This window comes from Lutibacter sp. (assembly GCF_041555395.1).
GTDB lineage: Bacteria > Bacteroidota > Bacteroidia > Flavobacteriales > Flavobacteriaceae > Lutibacter.
The window spans coordinates 1-20,264 of the sequence record NZ_JBFFKM010000046.1; the positions used below are offsets into that span (position 1 = coordinate 1).

Here is a 20,264-nt window from a genome sequence, read left to right on the forward strand (position 1 = left end):
ACTCCTTCAATATCCCCGGTTGCGGAAAATTCCATCATCATTTTGTTGCTTTCAAAAGTGACTTTTACTTCTGATTCAACGGTAAATTCGGGTAAATCAAAATCATAAAAATCAATACCGGAAATGTCGTACTTAGAGTTTCCTAAATTTTCCCAGGTTCCATTTTCAGTTTCAAGCGCTTCACAGGTATTTGTATCATCGATAAAGTCAAAAAAAGTTTCCTTATAAGTGCCGTTTTCAAAAAATTCAAAGGTCGATTTTTTCGTGCATTCTGTTATCATTCCATCTAACATTTCATCTAGCGCATCTTGTATTTCATCATCTATGGGCTCATTATTTATTTCCGCATAAACATCCATTTGGCTTAACCGCCATTCGCCAACAATTTTATCGGCTGAATCATTGTCATCATCATTACAGGAATTAAAACTCACCGCAACTAAACAAATACTCAAAAATATAAATAGCTTTTTCATGACATAAAAATTTAATTGGTTTATACATATAAAGCTAATTCAAAGTTCGAATTTTTTATATGAGAAAAATCAATTCAATAAATGATAGTAATCAGTTTAATGAATGATAGAAATCAATTTATATTGAAGCAGGCTATTTGAAGATGCAGTAGTTTTATTGTAGAAACTTTAAGTGAAACCAATTATCGCGGATTATAAATCTGCGCTGGAATCCATTTTATTTAATAATTAACTATTTCGCCCAATCCTTAATCCAGCCCGATAAAGTTTTAACCCAATCGTCATTGTCATTTATGCAGGGAATCATATTAAAAGTCTCGCCGCCATTTTCAATAAAGGAATGTTTGGCTTCCATGCCAATTTCTTCCAAAGTTTCTAAACAATCAGAAACAAAGGCTGGGGTTACCACCGCTAATTTCTTTACGCCGGTTTTAGCGAAATTATCTATTGTTTGGTCTGTATAAGGCTGTAACCATGGGTCACGCCCTAAACGAGATTGAAAAGAAGTGCTGTAACTGCCTTCCTTCAAATTTAATTTTGCGGCAACATTTTTAGTGGTTTCGTAGCATTGATGACGGTAGCAAAACTCATGAGCTGCTGATGTGGTGTTGCAACAACTGCCGTCAATTTTACAATGTGATTTTGTGATGTCCGATTTTTTGATGTGTCTTTCGGGAACGCCATGATAGGAAAAAAGCAGGTGTTCAGGCTCTAATCTGGTAAGTTCATTTTGAATGCTTTTGCTTAAAACTTCAACATAATCTGGCTTGTTATAAAAAGCAGGAACCATGGTTAATTTTATTTTCGGGAATTGTTTTTTTACAATTTCTTTCGCTAAAACTTCAATCGTTTCTGTTGTGGCCATCGCAAATTGCGGGTAAAGAGGAATCAGTAAAATTTCTGTAACGCCTTGTTCCACTAATTTTTGAATGCCGCTTTTCATGGACGGATTTCCGTAACGCATGGCCAGCTCAACAGTAATATCTGTATTTTCCTGTACCTTTTTATGCAATCTTTTAGAGAGAACTATTAGAGGAGAACCCTCATCCCACCAGATTTTTTTATAGGCCGCTGCCGATTTTTTAGGTCGGGTATTTAAAATAATGCCTTTTACAAGAAATGCACGCATTAAATAAGGGACATCAATTACCCTTTCGTCCATTAAAAATTCATCTAAATAGTTTCTTACATCTTTTGTGGAAGTGCTGTTTGGCGATCCTAAATTTACTAATAAAGCTCCTTTCATTATATTGGTGTAATTATGATTTTGCAAATTGTTTTGGTGTAATTCCGAATTTTTTTTTAAATGCGGCAATAAAATGACTTGAGGCACTATAGCCCAAGTGTGAAGCAATTTCGTTTACATTCATTTGTTGCTCCTGTAACAATGTTTTGGCCAATTCCATTTTGTAGTTCAGCAAAAACACAAAAACCGGAACGCCATAAACTTCTTTAAAGCCTGTTTTTAACTTTTTAATATTAAGACCGACTTCTTTGGCCAAATTGCTTAAAGAAGGTGGGTTATTCATTTTTAAAACAATAAGTTTTTTAGCTTGTTTTAATTTGCTGGCAATTTCTTCATTCGAAACATATGGGCAGTTTTCAGATTCTTTTTCTGAGGATTCACTAAAATAATAACTTAATAATTCGTACACTTTCCCTTTAAGATATATAGGTCTGAGCAATTCATTTGTTTGCCTGGTTCTTAATTGGTTCAAAATTAATTTTATGGTAGGATTAATTTCTTTTGGTTCAATAATAGGATTTTCTGATTTTAAACTGTTATAATTAAATAAAGCATTTCCGTTAATAGAAAATAAAGAATGAAAATGCTCAATTGAAATTAAAATGGCAATTAACTCCGTATTTGGGGATAAATTAAAGAAAAGATTCATCTTTTCATCTTTAAAATAGACCATATTAGAGCCGTCTTCAATTAGTTTTATGGCGCAATGTTCAGCATTAAAAGCTATGGTGCATTCATTTTTGCAGCAAAAATAAATTTGAATATAATTATCGTTTAAAGAATGTTGAAGAAATTCATGATTATCTGATAAGTTGTTCAAATGAAATATTTTAAAAGTGCCACTTTCATGAAAAATACATTGGGTACTTTTGTCGATATTTTTGTAAATATTTATTACGGATTTCATAAGGCGTTTTTACAAATTAACTTTAATAATAAAACAAAAGTAAACATAATAACTTATAAAACAAAATGACACATTCTTAAAAAGTATGACAAAAGTCATAGTTTTAAAGCCTTTATTTCTATGACATTTGTCATACTTTTATTCAAAAACTTGTTATTTAGAAGTGTTATAAATTAAGCGCTATAACTTATGTCGACAATAAAAGTACTTTTGCCGATGTTTTGTAGTGAAATATAATTGTACTTTTGTCGATACTTATTGATAACACTATTCTTATGAGTCAAGAAAACATGCCTACAAAATTATACAATGTAGGATTAAGTTATAAAAAAGCTGATGTAAAGGTGCGAGGCGCTTTCAGTGTAACAAAAGAAAATCAAAAACTATTATTAAAAGAGGCTAAAGAGAAGGGTATTGATGGAATCTTTATTTTGTCAACCTGCAACAGAACCGAAATTACCGGTTTTGCAAAACATCCTTTTGAATTAATTAGTTTATTGATAAAATATTCAAACGGAAGTGTTGAAGATTTTATAGAGGTATCTAATGTTTATAAAAATAAAGATGCCGTAAAACATTTGTTCAATATTGGAACTGGTTTAGATAGTCAAATTTTAGGGGATTACGAAATAGTTGGTCAGCTTAAAGAATCTTTTAAACAAGCTAAAATAGCCGGAACTACCAATGCCTATTTAGAGCGTTTAATGAACTTGGTTTTGCAAGCAAGTAAAGATGTTAAGAACAATACGCAATTAAGTTCAGGAACAACTTCTGTGGCTTATGCGGCCATACATTATATTATGGAGAATATATCCGAGTATAATGAAAAGAAAATTCTTATTTACGGATTAGGTGATATAGGGAAAAACACCTGTAAAAATGTTTTGGGTTATACGTCAAACAAAAATGTGACCTTAATTAACAGAACTCACGAAAGAGCTTTGGAATTTAAAGCAATCCATCCTGAAATTACCGTAAAAAATTATGCCGACTTAACAAAAGAATTACAAGATACTGATATTTTAATTGTTTCCACAGGAGCAGATATTCATACCGTAAACAAATCGCATTTAAAAGAAGGTAAGGAATTATTGATACTGGATTTATCAATGCCTGAAAATGTGGATATTTCTGTTAAAAATATGGAGGGAGTTACCCTGGTAAATGTGGATGAACTTTCAAAAATTACGGATCAAACCATAGAAAACCGTAAAAACGAAATACCAGCTGCTGAGGCCATTATAGAAAAATATAAAGGCGAATTCAATGATTGGATGGAACAGCGAAAATATGTACCTGCTGTGAATGCTTTAAAAGAATCGCTGCGAATAATACAACATGATGAAATTGATTTTCATTCGAGAAAAATAGAAGGTTTTAATATTGAACATGCCGAGTTTGTTACAAACCGGATGATCCAAAAAATTACCACACAATTTGTTAAGCATTTAAAAGATGAGGAGACTTCGGTTGATTTAAGTATTAGCGTAATCAGTAAAATGTTTAATATTAAAGAGTTGAGTTTAAATGAAAATGATTAGAATAGGAACAAGAGCAAGTCAACTTGCACTTTGGCAAGCAAATTTAGTTAAAACACAACTTGAAAATTTAGGATATCAAACACAAATTATAGAAGTTTCATCAACTGGTGATGAGGTTTTAGACAAGCCTTTGCATCAAATTGGTGGTTTTGGTTTGTTTACGAAAACCCTCGACAATGCGATGCTTCGCGGTGAAATTGATGTCGCAGTTCACTCTTTGAAAGATGTTCCTACTGATTTGCCTGAAAAAATTACACAAGCTGCTATTTTGGAAAGAGCCAACATCAGTGATGTTTTAATCCTTAAAAACAATGCCGATTTTTTAAACAATCCTGAAAACGCGATTATAGCCACAGGAAGTTTGCGACGAAGAGCACAATGGTTGCATAAATACCCAAATCATACCATTACCGAATTAAGGGGGAACGTAAATACTCGTTTGCAAAAACTCATTGACAACGATTGGAATGGAGCAATTTTTGCTGCTGCCGGATTGGAACGCATTGAATTATTGCCGGAAAATCATGTGATGTTAGATTGGATGATTCCAGCAGCTGCTCAAGGTGCAATCATGATTACCGCATTAAAAGCGGATACAAAAACTCTTGACATTTGTGCTCAAATAAATCATAAAGACACTGAAATTGCTGTTACTGTTGAACGTCAATTTATGAAAACATTGGAAGGCGGATGTACCGCGCCAATTGGTGGAAATGCAAAAATAACAGGAGATACCATTTATTTTAAAGGTATTTTAATTGCCATTGACGGTTCGGAAAAAGTTGAAGTTGAAAAAGCTTTACCAATAAGTGAATGGAAAAGCTTAGGCAAAATTTGTGCGGAGGAAGTGTTGAATAACGGCGGGAAAAAATTAATGGAAAGTATAAAAGCTGAAATGAAAAAATAAATGAACAGCAAAAAAAAAATCCTGTCAACCAAAAAGCTCTCCGGAACTCAAAAAGAATTTTTGAATAATTTTATTGTAGAGGAGATTGAATTTATTGAGATTGCTTTTAACAATTCCATCAAGTTGGAAAACCCTATTAAAACTGCTGTTTTTACAAGTAAAAATGCAGTTTCTGGTATTTTTAACCAGTTTTCATCAGCTGAATTACAATTTGAAAATGTGTATTGCGTTGGCGACAAAACGGCAAAATTATTAGAGGATAAAAACGTTAAAATAACCGTTAAAGCGAATTCAGCACAAGAATTGGCAGATGAAATACTGCTCAATAAGAATATTGAGGAGGTTTATTTTTTCTGCGGAAATTTAAGACGCGATGAATTACCGGAAATTTTAGCTGAAAATAATATCAAGGTAAATGAAGTTGAAGTATATTCAACTAATTTTAAACCGGTAAAAATTAAAAACACCTATGATGGAATATTGTTTTTTAGTCCTTCATCCGTAAAAAGTTATTTGTTAAAAAATACTGATACCCAAAGCATTGCTTTTTGTATTGGAAATACTACCGCTTCTGAAGCTGTCAATGATTTTGAAAATGTATTTGTGGCCGATGAACCTACGGTAGAAAATGTAATAAAATCTGTAAATCAATATTTTGATTATGAATAGAACAAGACGCCTTCGTAAAACTGAAAATATCCGTCGTTTGGTAAGAGAAAACAGACTTACAATAGATGATTTAATTTATCCTTTATTTATTGAAGAAGGAGTGAATATTGAAACTGAAATTGTTTCCATGCCTGGCATTAAACGATTTTCATTGGATCGAATTTCAAAAGAGTTGGACGAAGTGGTTGCACTTGATATTCCTGCAGTATTGCTTTTTGGAATTCCTTCAAAAAAAGATGAAATTGGCTCTGAAACATGGAATGATAACGGAATTATGCAAAAAGCCATCCGATTTATCAAGAAAAATTATCCGAGTTTATATGTAATCACCGATGTTTGTTTTTGTGAATATACCAGTCACGGACATTGCGGCGTAATTCATGACAATGATGTTGACAACGATGCAACTTTGCCGAACATTGCCAAACAGGTAATTTCTCATGCCAAAGCAGGAGTAGATATGGTGGCCCCATCTGGCATGATGGACGGAATGATATCAACCATTAGAGAAGCTTTGGACAATACTGGTTTTTATAATCTTCCAATTATGTCTTATGCGGTAAAATATTCTTCTGCATTTTATGGTCCGTTTAGAGATGCAGCCGATTCTGCGCCAACTTTTGGTGATCGAAGAACCTATCAAATGGATGCTGCAAATAGAGATGAAGGATTGCGTGAAGCAACCTATGACGATCAAGAAGGTGCAGATATTTTAATGGTAAAACCAGCTTTGGCCTATTTGGACATCATCAGAGATTTAAAAAATAATTTTGACCGTCCAATTGCATGTTATAATGTAAGCGGTGAATACGCTATGATTAAAGCAGCCGCTGAAAAAGGCTGGATTGATGGCGATCGGGTAATGATGGAAAGTTTACTTTCAATGAAAAGGGCAGGAGCTGATATTATTATTACCTATTTTGCAAAGGATGTAGCTCGATTATTGTTAAAACGTTAATGATACTAAAAACTAAAAAATGAAATTAGAAAAATCATTCGAATTATATACAAAAGGTAAAAAAAATTTAGTGGGAGCTGTAAATTCTCCCGTTAGGGCTTTTAAATCTGTTGGAGGAATTCCTATATTTATTGATAGGGCAAAAGGAAGTAAAATTATTGATGTAGACGGAAACGAATATATTGACATGGTTTTGTCTTACGGACCAATGATTCTGGGACACCGAAACAGTAAAGTTGAATCGGCCGTAAAAAGTGCCTTAAAAAAGGGATACACTTTTGGTGCTTCTACAGAAGGAGAAATAAAACTTGCCAAAATTGTTTGTGATGCTTTTCCGGGAATGGATAAAGTGCGATTTGTAAGCTCGGGAACTGAGGCCGTTTTTAGCGCCATTCGTTTGGCAAGGGCTTTTACAGGTAAAAATAAAATTATAAAATTTGCTGGCTGTTATCACGGGCACGCAGATGATATGCTGGTTGCTGCCGGATCAGGCTTGGTAACTTTGAGCATACCTGGGAGTAAAGGTGTGCCAGCTGGAACAGTTGCGAATACGTTGGTTGCGGAATACAATAATATTGACAGTGTTGAACAACATTTAGCAAAGCACAGCGATATTGCTGCAGTGATTATAGAGCCAATTGCCGGTAATATGGGTGTTGTAAATCCGACAAAAGAATTTATTGAAGAATTACGAGATTTGACCAAAGCAAGCGGTGTCCTTTTGATTATAGACGAAGTGATGACCGGTTTCCGTTCAAAATTTGGTGGCGCTCAAGAATTACTGGGTATTCAGGCAGATATCACTTGTTTGGGTAAAGTAGTTGGCGGAGGTTTCCCTGTAGGCGCTTACGGTGCCAGAAATGAAATTATGGAAATGGTGTCTCCTTTAGGAGATGTGTATCAGGCAGGAACTTTATCGGGAAATCCAATTGCAATGGCTTGCGGAATTGCAACTTTAAATGAATTAAAAAAACAAAATCCATATAAGGATTTTGAAAAAACAGCTTCTTTTTTAGAAAAGGCTTTAATGGATGCTGCTAAAAAAAATGGAATTGATTTGCAGGTAAACCGATTTGGATCAATGATTTCGCCGTTTTTTACGAAAACAGAAGTTATTGATTTTAAAACCGCTCAAACTAGTGATACAGATAAGTTTAAAATATTCTTTTGGAAAATGATGGAAAAAGGAGTGTTTTTACCTCCTTCTCAATTTGAAGCCTGGTTTTTGGGAACAGCAATGAGTAAAAGAGACATTTATAAAGTAAGATCAGCAATAAATATTGCTATGCAAGCGGTGGCGAAGAAGAGTTAAAATTAAAAACAAGTACCACCTATTAGATACTAGTAGTTACGTAATACAAAAAACTAAAAAACAAATGATTAAAAACGATTTATATTTAAGAGCCTTAAAAGGAGAGATAGTTGAACGTCCACCAGTTTGGATGATGAGACAAGCTGGGCGTTATTTACCTGAATTTATTGCAATTAGAGACAATTACGATTTTTTTACGCGTTGCAGAACTCCGGAGCTGGCTTCAGAAATAACAGTGCAGCCTATTAGAAGATTTGGCATGGATGCCGCTATTTTATTTTCGGATATTTTGGTGATTCCTCAGGCTATGAATATTGAAGTAGAAATGAAAGAAGGAGTAGGGCCTTGGTTGCCAAATCCTATTCGTACACAAAAGGATGTTGATGCTGTTTTAGTTCCAGATGTTACTGTTGAATTAAAGTATGTAATGGATGCAATTAAAATGACCAAACAAATGCTGAATGATGAAATTCCGTTAATTGGTTTTGCAGGTTCTCCTTGGACAATTTTATGTTATTGTGTGCAAGGACAAGGGTCTAAAACATATGATATTGCGAAAGAGTTTTGTTTTACAAAACCAGTTTTGGCTCATATTTTATTACAGAAAATAACGGATACTACTATTGCTTATTTGAAAGAAAAAGTGAAATCAGGTGTTGATGCAGTTCAGATTTTTGATTCTTGGGGAGGAATGTTATCACCTGTTGATTATCAGGAATTTTCTTGGAAATACATCAATCAAATTATTGAAGCCTTAAAAGATGATGCTCCGGTAATTGCTTTTGGAAAAGGTTGTTGGTTTGCTTTGGAAGAAATGGCTAAATCAAATGCTTCTGCTTTAGGAGTAGATTGGACAATTACGCCACAAATGGCAAGAAAATTTGCAGGAAGCAACATCACATTACAAGGCAATATGGATCCTTCTCGTTTGTTGTCTCCTCCAAAAGAAATTAAAAGAATAGTGACCCAAATGATCAACGATTTCGGAAAAGATAAATATATCGTAAATTTAGGCCATGGAATTTTACCAAATGTGCCATTAGAAAATGCAAAAGCATTTATTGATGCTGTAAAAGAATATAAGAGCTAGATTTTACAAATAGTTTCAAAACATACTACTAAAATCTGAATACTAAAAACTAAAAAAATGAATTCAACTTTAATTCAAAAATACAATATCCCTGGTCCAAGATACACGAGTTACCCAACAGTTCCTTTTTGGGACAAAAAAGGGATTGCTGTTGATGATTGGAAAAAAACAGTGGTAAAATCTTTTAATGAAAGCAATGACAGTGAAGGAATAAGCCTATATATTCATCTTCCTTTTTGTGAAAGTTTATGTACATTTTGTGCTTGCCATAAAAAAATTACCAAACGCCATGAAGTTGAACAGCCTTATGTAGATACTGTTTTAAAAGAATGGGATTTGTATTGTGATTTGCTAGGGAAACGTCCAAAAATTAGGGAAATTCATTTGGGAGGCGGTACACCAACTTTTTTTTCTTCTGAAAATTTAAAGAAGTTAATAAACGGAATTTTTAAAAGAGCCGACAAATTTGAAATTTTCGATTTTAGTTATGAAGGTCACCCTGGTCATACTTCTGAAGAGCAATTGCAAACATTATATGATTTAGGGTCCAGAAGAAATAGCTTTGGAATTCAGGATTATGATCCTATTGTTCAAAATGCTATTCATAGAGTTCAAAGTTTTGAACAGGTAAAAAAAGTGAACGATTGGTCTCGGAAAATTGGATATGAATCCATTAGCCACGATTTAATTTTCGGATTGCCTTTTCAAACGGAAGATAGCATAAGAAACACCATAAAAAATACAATTGCCTTAAAACCAGATAGAATTGCTTATTACAGTTATGCCCATGTGCCATGGATAAAAGGCGTGGGACAAAGGGGGTTTGATGACCATGATTTGCCAAAAGATGATGAAAAACGCCATTTATATGAATTGGGAAAACAATTGTTTTTTGATAATGGCTATGTTGAAATAGGAATGGATCATTTCGCATTGCCAAGTGATTCACTTCATAAAGCTATGGAAGCAAAAAAACTGCATCGTAATTTTATGGGTTATACTGCAGGTAAAACTGAATTGATGATTGGATTGGGAATGTCGTCCATAAGTGATTCCTGGTATGCGTTTGCGCAAAATGAAAAGGATATTGACGATTATACAGAACGTGTAAATGAAGGAAAGTTGCCTGTTTTTAGGGGCCATTTGCTAACAGATATGGATTTAATTATTCGTAAGCATATTTTAAATTTGATGTGTAATCTTGAAACTGAATGGAAAATAGGGTTGGATGCAAAAGTTAAAAATGCTATAATTAAACGTTTAAAACCAATTATTGATGATGGTTTAGTTGAAATTTCAGATGATAAAGTAACCGTAAAAGAAGAGGGACGAATGTTTGTTCGTAATATTTGTATGGCATTCGATTTACGACTGGTTGAAAATGAACCTGATATTCGAATATTCTCAATGACTATATAACCATAAAAAAAACCGAACAATTTGTTCGGTTTTTTTTTTATGGTTACATTTTAAAATTATTGACCTAATGTTCTCATATAATTAACAACCAACCATCTGTCTTCGTCTAAAGGCATTTTTTTGTTAAAGGCTGGCATATCGTCTCTTCCAAAAGAAGCTTTGTAAAATAAAGCACCGTCACTTTGTGCCTGAAATGTTTTAGTTGAAAAATCGCCTAAGTCACCTTTCATGTCATTTGCTTTTGTTCCATCGCCATAACCTTCACTTCCGTGACATGATTTACAATGTTTGGAATATAACGATTTTCCAATTGCCAAATCAACTTTTGGGTCTGTTGGGTTTTTCATGGTTTGGTATTTAACAGGAATTTTCCAATCTGAAACGTTGGTTGTTACTTTTGGCTCTTGAACAACAACCTTAACCGGAGTTTCAGCCTCTACAACTATTTTTGGTTGCTCAGTAACCACTACTTTTGTTTCAACTTCAACTTTAGTATCTTCGTTTACCTTCGTTTCAGTTGTTTTTTGCGTAACTACTTTACCTGGTTCTTTTGTTGTGATTTTTGTAACAGTCGTACTCTTTTCAACTGGAGATTTCTCATTTGTTAAATCCTTTACAATAATTTCTGTATTTGAAATAGTATCGTTATCAGAAATAGTGACAGAATCAATAATCATAGTTTCGGTAACAATGGAATCATTTAGAGTTTCTGTTTTTTCCTGTTTTTCTTTTGAACCACAATTTATAAAAAGTAGAGCGCTACTTAAAATTGTGAAAATAAATAATTTTTTCATTTTATTTTGTTTTAGTAATTAATTGATAATAAATTATTAACGTTACGAAGTTAGCTGTTTAAGTTAATAAATTTGTTACATAATTTAATAGGAAACTTACATTATTCATATATTTTGAAGTTTTACTATTTTTATTTAGCGACTTTAAGGATATCTAAAGCAGTAATGCAAGTTCTTATTTAAAAGAAATTAGTTTAAATAAAATAAAAAAACAGTTGCAAGAAGGTTCTTACAACTGTTTAATTTAACACTCTTTTTCAAATAAATTTTGGACAAGTTTAAAGGGGATTATTTTTTCAAGGTTCTCATATAATGAACAATTGCCCAAACATCATCTTTGTCAGTAATTTTCTTTTCAAAGTTAGGCATATCATTTCTTCCTATATAGCTTTTGTAAAATAATTCACCATCTGTTTGTTTTTGAAACGCTTCTGAAGAGAAATTTCCTAAATTTCCTTTTAAATTTTTTGCTTTTATGCCATCTCCTAATCCCTTAGAACCATGACAAGATTTGCAATGTTTGCTGTATAATATTTTGCCCTGATTAAAGTTTTCTTTAGAAGCTTCAACCGGGTTTTTTACTTTTTTATCTTTTTCGGGAACAACCCATTTTTCTTGTTGAATTGAAAATGATAATAATCCTGTAGTGAAAACAATTGCTGTTAATAAAATTCCAAATTTTTTCATAATTTATTTAATTTTAATATTTACTTAATTGTATTAGATTTAATAATAAACGGATAAATATTCCTAAAATAATAAGCAGCATTAAATTAGAAAATATCAATAAAAATAAAGGTGTTTTATTGCTAGGAGACCATAATGTTCGTTTATTAAAAGTAGATAAATCGATTGATTTTATTCCTAAATCTGAATTCATTTCAACCTTTACGGTTCCATATTCGTCATGTTCTTCTAGAGTAACTTCAAAAACCAGATTACCACTAAAACTATTATAGTTTTCATCAATGTTAACAGCAATTTCACCATTTTCATCGGTAAAATAGGTTCCGTCTCCAATATTTAATCCATTAAACATTCTTTTAACTTGAACTTGAAGTCCTTCATCTGGAATAGGATTTCCTTCCATATCCAGTAAAGAGGCTGCTATTTGCTTTTCATTATCATTTATAATTAATTGAGCAGATAAATTAACTTCTTTGAAGGTTAGCATTTCTTCAACATCTTCAAATAATGGCTGATTTGTTACTTTTAGTTTAATCGTATTTTCTAATTGAACACTGGTTTTAGATAATTTGAATAAAGTTTTACCGTTTTCATTTGTTATTCCTTTTCCTAGATAAATTTCATCATCATTAATTTTGAATATTTCAAAAGGAATATTTATAGCTTCATGCCAGCCATTGTCATCTTTGTAGCTAGTTGATATATTGATGAATGAAGTGTCATTAACGATTTTAAGGTAGCTTAAAGAGATGCTTAAATCTTTTTTAACCTCTTGTGCGTTTGTGAAAAATACATTCCCAATTAATCCTAGAAAAATAATTATTGCGGTTAAAATTTTTGCTTTTTTTCTTGTTTTTATAATAGGCTTCTTTTTATCTATTTTAGTTTCAGAAACACCTTGTTCATCTAAAGTTACTTGTATTGGAATTACCGGAATAAACCGAATTAAAAAAGTAATAATGAGCAATGCCATAGCTAAAGTTGCTGAAGTTGTTAACCATTCGTGTAAAGAAGGAAAATAATGATGCCAACCTTCAGGAACGCCTTGTATTGGTAAAAAAGGGCTTAATAATGTAGGAGTAACGATTACGTATCTTTTCCACCAAGATGTAACTACAATTAGTAGTGCAATCATAAATATTGGAAGTGGTTTTCTCATTGATTTGAATAAAAGCAGGAAAGAAGGTAAAACGAGTCCTCCTACAATTACAAACCAAAACATTGAAGAAAAATGTCCAAAAAACATTTCCATAATATGGTCTACTTCTCCTTCTGTTGATTTGTAAGCAGGTATTAAATACTCAATAATATTAAAATATAAGTATATTAAACAAGCTAATACCATTAATTTACCTAATTTATCGAAATGAAGTTCAGTAATATATTCTTGGGCTTTATAGTATTTATGAATTACATATACTGCAACTATGAGTGCGGAAGTTCCAGCAACAAAAGCTCCTGAAATAAAATAAGGGCCAAAGTTTGTGCTGTCCCAACCTATGCGATAGGTAGATGAAAATAACCAAGCATCAATAGATTGTAATATTAATGCCAAAGGAATCATTGTAATTGTTATCAGTCTCATTGATTTTTGGTGTACTATTTTTTGTCTCTCCGAACCGTTCCAGTTAATTGCTAAAAATCCATATAACTTTTTTAAGAATGGATTATTTTTATAGTGTTTCTTCAACAATGCGAAATCTGGGATGTTTGGAATATATAACAGCATTATACTGAAAGTAAGATATATAGAAATAATTAATACGTCCCAAGTAATTACAGATTGCAATCTAGGGTAAATAAATAAGTAATGTATTCTATCCGGTCTTCCCATGTCTAAAATTATTGTTAAACCCGCCATAGCTATAGATGCAACCGCAATTATTTCAGCAATACGAACAAGAGGTGTTCTCCATTTAATTTTCGTTAATCTCATAATTGAAGCGATAAGTGCACCAACAAAACTGGTTGCTACAAAGAATACAAAATTAGAGATATAAACACCCCATAATGCATAGTCGCGTAAATTTGTTACTTGCATTCCATTAATAATCTGATCTATATATGCCAAAAGACCTAATACTATTACAGCACATAAGACTATAATCCAAACAATTCCAATTTTATTGAATTTTTTAGGAGCTAAATCATTTAAAATTTTATTGTAAGAGCTCATCGTTATTCAGTTTTAGGTAAGGATGTATATTGAACTTGTTCAAAGCTATAATCTGAATCTTCAAATTCAACCAAACGATTAACCGGCGGTAGGTAATAAACACTCGGGGATGTGCCTAAACTTTCTAAAAGCCTATAGCCTGATTTATCTTTTATTAAATGGCTGAATTTTAAGGTTTCTTCACCATTAGTTACGGTGTCTTCAAAAAGGTCTCCAAAATAAAATACTCCTTCTGGACAGGCAGCAACACAATGAGGTAATCGTCCTTTTTTAATTTCATGAGGGCAAAAATCGCATTTATCCACAGTTCCAATTAAACTTGGTTTACCGGCGTGATCAGGTGTGTAAACATAGCCATCTTCTAATTTTGGTTGGTTGGGTTTACTCCAATTAAATATACGAACAGAGTAAGGGCAAGCTGCCATACAAAATCGACAACCTATGCAACGTTCATTATCAATTAAAACGATACCATCTTTTCTTTTAAATGTTGCTCCAACCGGACAAACAGTTACACAAGCAGGTTGGTCACAATGTTGGCATAAAGTAGGTTGCCAATAAGGAGATGTGTTTTTTGTGTTTTGCATTTTATATACCTTTAACCATGAATTTTGTCCCATAATATGGTGCCCTTTATTACAGGCTTCAGTACATTTTAAGGCATTTTTACACTTGGCCAAATCTATGACCATCACAAATTTTCGATTGGGTATTCCTTTTCTTGATTCTTCAGGGGTAATAAGAGCTTTAGGGTATTTGTTGATATTGGAAGCATTTACTTGAACTATCTTTCCTTCTGGAGTAAGCAATCTTATTACTTCACCTGAAGATCTTTTTCCCTCTTCTTTTGAGGATGCTAAATTTGTTATAATTGAAGCGCCTGTAATTGCCGTAAAACTAGTCATTAATCCCAATTTCAGGAATTTACGTCTGTTGGTTCCGCCTTCTTCAATGTTGTTTTTTTTCATTATTGGATTGTTTAAATTCGAATGATTAAAATGTGAACTCCTATTTAATAGGCTCTTTTAAATCATTTATTTTGATTTTTCTTAAAATAGAGCATCTTTATTTGCACATATGTTAATTTTTCCACTATAAAGTTATTGACAAACAGCTGATGAAATACTGATAAATGTCATTTTATAGATTTTTTATACGAATATTTAATTGATTATTAAGTGACAAAAGTTACATAATGATATTTAAATTAATATTTATATAATGAAATTATAGGCAAATTGGATTGAGAAGCAGGGTACTGAAAAGAAAATTAAGAGGCAGTATTTAGTTTTAAAAATGTCGAAATATTCAATTATAATTGGTTTAATGTGAAATAACCGTAATTTTTTTGGTATAAAAAAGTAAGGCATTAAATGAACCCGAATATCGAATTAAGGCCATTATAAAATGTTTTTTGAAGTATTTTGGAAATATATTATTCACGAAAAATAAAAGATTGGGAGCAAAGAAAATTGATTTATGGATTCCATAATTTTAGTTCCTGGGTCAATAAGCTATTAATTCATTTTATAAATAAATGAGATAATTTGAAGTAAAAAGCAAACTTAAGACAAAAAAAAACCGAACATTAAGTTCGGTTTTTTATAGATTTAATAGCTAAAATTACTCAGCCAATGTTCTCATATAATTTACAATTAACCATCTGTCTTCATCTGAAGGAAGTTTTTTTGTAAATTCCGGCATATCTTCTCTACCAAAAGTTATTTTGTAAAATAATTCACCGTCAGTTTGTTTTTGAAAAGCTGTTGAAGTGAAATCTCCTAGGTCGCCATTTAAATCATCTGCTTTAGGACCATCTCCTAAACCTTCTGCTCCATGGCAAGACTTACAATGCTTAGCAAATAATGATTTTCCAATATTAGCATCTGTTGTTGGCGCTACTGGATTTTTCATGCTTACGTATTTTGCCGGTACTTTCCATTCTTCTTGAACTAAAGTTGTGAAAGAATACAAAGCAAAGGTTCCTGCTGCAATAAGTGATAATAATTTGAATGTTTTCATTTTTTTAAATTTAAGATTTACTAATTCTAAATAAATTATATATTAAATATAATAAGGTTCCCCATATTCCGAATAACATAATGTTGAGCGAAACTAGTAAAATTATTGGAGCCTTTTCTCGTGATCCCCATAAGGTTCTTTGGTCAAAAGTTGATTTATCAATAATTGGTACTCCAATTGATGTTTCAACTATAGCTTTTACAGTTCCATAATCTTCGCTATCTTTCAAGAGCACTTCAAAATACAACTTTCCATCAACACCTGGTATTCCTTTTTTAATTTCTACAACAATTGTACCATCTTCATCGGTGCTATTATAATCTTCACCAATTATTAATGGTCTAAACAACCGTTGAAGTTGTACAATTAAAACTGCATCCTCTATAGGAGTATCCGTGCTTGAATCTATTAAAGTTGCTTTTATAGAATTAACGTCGTCATCCTCAGTAATAAGCTCTGCATTAATTTTGGCATCTTTAAAACGAATGCTTTCTGAATCTTCGTCATAGGCATCGTTACCGCTAAACTGAATTGTGAAGTTATAGTAACTTTCATCATCCATCAATAAACTACTAAACTCTTTTAGGTCAAATTTGACTTTACCTTCTGCATTTGTGACTACTTTTCCTATACTAATATTTTCTTCATTTGCATCATTTGTTATGGTTAATTCAATACCGCCCACAGGCATAGTTTTTTTGTTAATTCTAGAACTTGCCTTTATTTCGAAAGACGAACTAACCCCCATAATTTTAATGTAGCTTGCTGAAATTCTCACAGAATTTTTTTCATCTTGAGCGAATGTTTTCTGAGGAATTATACCTAATAATAATGAACTTACAATAGTTATTAAGAAAACGTGTATTTTTATATGTCTTTTCATTATTCTGATTTTTTTTCTGTTTCGATATTATTCTCTATAGCAGTTTCATAGATAGGCACAATTGGTAAATAACGAACTAAAACCGTTATTATCAATAGTGCTGCAGCTAAAGTTCCAAAGGTAATCGTCCATTCTATTAATGTTGGAAAATATTCATGCCAAGATTTATCAACATCTTGAATTGGTAAAAATGGATGTAATAAGGTTGGAGTAACAATAATATAACGTTTCCACCAAGAACCAACTAACACCATAAATCCTATGATAAACATTGGGAGCGGTTTTCTTCCCTTGGGAAATATGAGTACAATAACTGGAAAGATAAAACTGAAAAAGATAACTGACCAGAACAAAATAGCATAGTTACCAAAAAATAAACTATATAAATGTGCACTTTCTTCTGTTGTATTTTTATAAGCAGGTATTAAATACTCATTCACATTAAAATAGACATATACCAAGCATAATAAAACAAGGAGTTTTCCTAATTTATCAAAAATTTCATCTGGAAGGTATTCTTTTAAATTATGTGTTTTTCTTAAAATATAGGTAATCATAATAACAGCAGCCGTTCCTGCAACAAATGCACCTGCTACAAAATAAGGCCCAAAGTTAGTACTATCCCAACCTGGTCTAAAAGTTGTTGCAAATAACCATGAGGTTACCGTGTGAACTCCGAAGGCAACGGGAATAATTAAAACGGCTAAATATTTAATAGAACTGTGTAAAATATGTTTTTGTTTCTCACTGCCAGTCCAGTTTAATGATAATTTACCATACCACTTGCTTTCTTTAGAAGATTCTTTATAATATTTTTTTAAGATTGCGAAATCCGGCAATAAAGGAAAGTATATAAGTAATGCACTTATAAACAAATAAGTAGAGATTACCAATACGTCCCAAACAATTGGAGACTGTACTCTTCCATAAACAAATATATGCCATAATCTATCAGGTCTACCCATATCTATTATAATGGTTAAACCTGCCATAATTACTGAAGCAATAGCTATAATTTCAGCAATACGAGTAAGAGGTATACTCCATTTTTGTTTAGTTAAGGTTAAAACTGCAGAAATTAAGGAACCAACCAAACTAACTGCAACAAAGAATACAAAATTCGAAATATACACTCCCCATAAGGCGTAATCTCTCATATCTGTAACTATAAGTCCTTTTGTTAATTGTTGGTAATAAGCATAAAGTGCAGCGAGTAATACTATTACTAAAAAGGAAACCCAAATTTTTCCTTTAATTCCAAACTTTTGTGGAGCAAGATCTTTTACTAATTGATTGTATTTTTGCATGATTAGTGAGATTTGTTTTCAGTTTTAGGGTTTAATTCACGGTATATTTCCATTCCTTTTTCAAATTCAACCAATCTATCAACAGGAGGTAAATAATAAACGCTTGGCTCAGTTCCTAAGCTTTCCATAATTCTATACCCAGCTTTGTCTTTTAGAAGTTTGCTTAATTGAAAAGTTTCTTGACCATTGGTTACGGTATCTTCATAAGCATCACCAAAGAAATATACGCCATTTGGACAAGAAGTAACGCAATGTGGTAATTTTCCGTCATCAATCATATGAGGACAGAAATCACATTTATCAACAGTGCCTTTTACGCTTGGAAATCCTGCATAGTCTGGTGTTGAGTGATGATGAGCTTGAGTTTCATCATCCATTTCTGCCATAGCAGCTACTTGGTCGGGTTCACTCCAATTAAAAACTCGTGCTGAATACGGACAAGCAGCCATACAGAACCTACATCCAATACAACGCTCATTGTCAATTAAAACGATTCCATCTCTACGTTTAAAGGTTGCATCTACAGGACATACTTTAACACATGCAGGATGATCGCAATGCTGACACATTGTTGGCATCCAATAGGAAGCTGTTTCTTCAGACTCTTTCATGTCATATACCTTTAACCAAGCATTATGAGTTGTTATGTAATGAGCTGAATTACAGGCTTTAACACATTTTTGAGCGTTTTTACATCTTGCTAAGTCAACAACCATTACAAATTTCCTATTAGGAAAACCTTCACGAACGTTATATACTTTATCGCTATTTTCTGAATGTACAATTTCTTCAACGTGTGATGAATCTACTTCAATTAATTTTCCATCTTGGGTCATTAATTGCATTTTGTCACCAGAATCGTGTTGTGATTGAGCATTAATTTTTGATGCGATTTTTGATAATCCAATCCCTCCAATAGCTGTGACTATACCCAGTTTTAGGCCTTTATCAAGAAATTGACGTCTAGAGTTGGTTTTATTATTTTTCATAAATAGTATAAATTAAATAAAATTAGATTTTTTTGCCAAGCCAATTTGAAAATGACTTATTGGAAACATTTTCCTCAACCACTTTAGCGTTCTTTATGGTACTCACTTTAACTCTGACTGTAGTACCATCCGGTTTTAATAAAGTCTGATATTCTTGATCTTCTTCAGAATTCAGTAAAGTAGTTTCAATTGGCTTTCCAACTCCTAGAAAAGGCAGTAGTAAAGCACTTCCTAATATTGGTAGTATACCTCTTCTTGAGAGTTGCTTCCCTTTTTTAGAATTATCTTTCATATTATATATAAGTTTAAGGTTTACAATAAAACAAGATGTTTTTTGTTTAAAAGTGTGTTCAAATTTAGGTATATGAGTATTTAAATACAATGACTAATGTCATCTTTTCTTAATAGTTAATACTCATATAATCAATAAGTTAAATGCTATTTAGAGCGATTCTACATTAATTTAAGTCTTTTTGTGTTATTTAAGTTACAAAGCGTATATTTTTTAAAGTGAGAAGGGTTTCTGGGAGCTGTTGTATAATTTATAAATAAAAAAACCACCAAATTATTTAAATTTGGTAGTTTTTACTCTGAATAATTTAATGAATAAATTTTTAAAAATTATAGTTTCTTGTAATGTTAAAACCAATTAAGAATTCTCCATTAAAGAAATCATTTGCGTTTTTCATATAATTTTGTTGCGGAACAATTCCTCTATAATTTGTTAAGAAAATTTGGAAAGAATGACCTGAAGTTGAAAATTCAGTACCTATGCTAATTCCTGGGTGTGGATTATTCTCTTCAAACTGTGTAAGGGGTTGACTATAGTCAAATATGATAGCTGTCTGAGGGCTAATTTTAAAACGGCCTCCAAAAGCAAT

20 protein-coding genes are annotated in these 20,264 nt (G+C 32.1%); 7 read left to right on the forward strand and 13 right to left on the reverse strand.

Annotated elements, in window-relative coordinates; genetic code table 11:
• From ABY285_RS09725 to ABY285_RS09735, 3 genes are all read right to left on the reverse strand, one after another.
• Positions 1–476: lipocalin family protein (locus ABY285_RS09725; protein ID WP_372769507.1), on the reverse strand; the 476-nt coding region annotated here is incomplete at its 3' end.
• A 232-nt stretch (positions 477–708) separates the two neighbouring features.
• Complete coding sequence (hemH, locus tag ABY285_RS09730; RefSeq protein WP_372769509.1) at positions 709–1,722, reverse strand: ferrochelatase; 1,014 nt, start codon at positions 1,720–1,722, stop codon at positions 709–711.
• A gap of 13 nt (positions 1,723–1,735) precedes the next feature.
• Complete coding sequence (locus tag ABY285_RS09735) at positions 1,736–2,629, reverse strand: helix-turn-helix domain-containing protein (protein ID WP_372769511.1); 894 nt, start codon at positions 2,627–2,629, stop codon at positions 1,736–1,738.
• A 275-nt stretch (positions 2,630–2,904) separates the two neighbouring features.
• On the opposite strand from ABY285_RS09735, the gene hemA reads away from it, so the two are divergent.
• The 7 genes from hemA to hemN all read left to right on the forward strand — a co-directional run bounded on the left by hemA (position 2,905) and on the right by hemN (position 10,525).
• The gene (gene hemA / locus ABY285_RS09740; RefSeq protein ID WP_372769513.1) at positions 2,905–4,170 is read left to right on the forward strand and encodes a glutamyl-tRNA reductase; all 1,266 of its coding nucleotides are present in this window, start codon (positions 2,905–2,907) and stop codon (positions 4,168–4,170) included.
• Positions 4,157–5,077 carry a hydroxymethylbilane synthase gene (hemC, locus tag ABY285_RS09745; protein WP_372769515.1) on the forward strand — a complete coding sequence of 307 codons (921 nt, stop codon included), beginning with the start codon at positions 4,157–4,159 and terminating at the stop codon, positions 5,075–5,077. Before hemA ends, hemC begins: the two co-directional genes overlap by 14 nt.
• On the forward strand, positions 5,078–5,746 hold the full coding sequence (locus tag ABY285_RS09750) for a uroporphyrinogen-III synthase (protein WP_372769517.1): 669 nt from the start codon (positions 5,078–5,080) through the stop codon (positions 5,744–5,746). It abuts the gene before it with no gap.
• Positions 5,739–6,704, forward strand: a complete 966-nt coding sequence (gene hemB, locus ABY285_RS09755; RefSeq protein ID WP_372769519.1) for a porphobilinogen synthase — start codon at positions 5,739–5,741, stop codon at positions 6,702–6,704. Before ABY285_RS09750 ends, hemB begins: the two co-directional genes overlap by 8 nt.
• Before the next feature lie 19 nt (positions 6,705–6,723).
• Complete coding sequence (gene hemL / locus ABY285_RS09760) at positions 6,724–8,016, forward strand: glutamate-1-semialdehyde 2,1-aminomutase (protein ID WP_372769521.1); 1,293 nt, start codon at positions 6,724–6,726, stop codon at positions 8,014–8,016.
• A 64-nt stretch (positions 8,017–8,080) separates the two neighbouring features.
• Entirely contained in the window at positions 8,081–9,106 is a 1,026-nt protein-coding gene (gene hemE, locus ABY285_RS09765) for a uroporphyrinogen decarboxylase (protein ID WP_372769523.1), read from the forward strand.
• Between the two features lie 57 nt (positions 9,107–9,163).
• Positions 9,164–10,525 carry an oxygen-independent coproporphyrinogen III oxidase gene (gene hemN, locus ABY285_RS09770; protein WP_372769525.1) on the forward strand — a complete coding sequence of 454 codons (1,362 nt, stop codon included), beginning with the start codon at positions 9,164–9,166 and terminating at the stop codon, positions 10,523–10,525.
• A 56-nt stretch (positions 10,526–10,581) separates the two neighbouring features.
• Here the strand turns inward: hemN and ABY285_RS09775 are convergent, their stop codons facing one another.
• The 10 genes from ABY285_RS09775 to ABY285_RS09820 all read right to left on the reverse strand — a co-directional run.
• Positions 10,582–11,319 carry a cytochrome c gene (locus tag ABY285_RS09775; protein ID WP_372769527.1) on the reverse strand — a complete coding sequence of 246 codons (738 nt, stop codon included), beginning with the start codon at positions 11,317–11,319 and terminating at the stop codon, positions 10,582–10,584.
• A gap of 288 nt (positions 11,320–11,607) precedes the next feature.
• Positions 11,608–12,006, reverse strand: a complete 399-nt coding sequence (locus ABY285_RS09780) for a cytochrome c (protein ID WP_372769529.1) — start codon at positions 12,004–12,006, stop codon at positions 11,608–11,610.
• 13 nt (positions 12,007–12,019) lie between these two features.
• The gene (nrfD, locus tag ABY285_RS09785; RefSeq protein WP_372769531.1) at positions 12,020–14,182 is read right to left on the reverse strand and encodes an NrfD/PsrC family molybdoenzyme membrane anchor subunit; all 2,163 of its coding nucleotides are present in this window, start codon (positions 14,180–14,182) and stop codon (positions 12,020–12,022) included.
• A gap of 2 nt (positions 14,183–14,184) precedes the next feature.
• Positions 14,185–15,150, reverse strand: a complete 966-nt coding sequence (locus tag ABY285_RS09790; protein WP_372769533.1) for a 4Fe-4S dicluster domain-containing protein — start codon at positions 15,148–15,150, stop codon at positions 14,185–14,187.
• Between the two features lie 655 nt (positions 15,151–15,805).
• Complete coding sequence (locus ABY285_RS09795) at positions 15,806–16,204, reverse strand: cytochrome c (RefSeq protein WP_372769535.1); 399 nt, start codon at positions 16,202–16,204, stop codon at positions 15,806–15,808.
• A 10-nt stretch (positions 16,205–16,214) separates the two neighbouring features.
• Positions 16,215–17,087 carry a hypothetical protein gene (locus ABY285_RS09800; protein WP_372769537.1) on the reverse strand — a complete coding sequence of 291 codons (873 nt, stop codon included), beginning with the start codon at positions 17,085–17,087 and terminating at the stop codon, positions 16,215–16,217.
• Complete coding sequence (nrfD, locus tag ABY285_RS09805) at positions 17,087–18,394, reverse strand: NrfD/PsrC family molybdoenzyme membrane anchor subunit (protein WP_372769539.1); 1,308 nt, start codon at positions 18,392–18,394, stop codon at positions 17,087–17,089. The genes ABY285_RS09800 and nrfD (ABY285_RS09805) overlap by 1 nt, the downstream gene beginning before the upstream one ends.
• Before the next feature lie 2 nt (positions 18,395–18,396).
• Complete coding sequence (locus ABY285_RS09810; RefSeq protein ID WP_372769541.1) at positions 18,397–19,230, reverse strand: 4Fe-4S dicluster domain-containing protein; 834 nt, start codon at positions 19,228–19,230, stop codon at positions 18,397–18,399.
• Between the two features lie 175 nt (positions 19,231–19,405).
• Positions 19,406–19,675, reverse strand: coding sequence for a hypothetical protein (locus ABY285_RS09815; protein ID WP_372769543.1), 270 nt, complete (start codon positions 19,673–19,675; stop codon positions 19,406–19,408).
• Between the two features lie 322 nt (positions 19,676–19,997).
• On the reverse strand, positions 19,998–20,264 hold a 267-nt coding region (locus tag ABY285_RS09820; RefSeq protein WP_372769545.1), incomplete at its 5' end, for a DUF5777 family beta-barrel protein.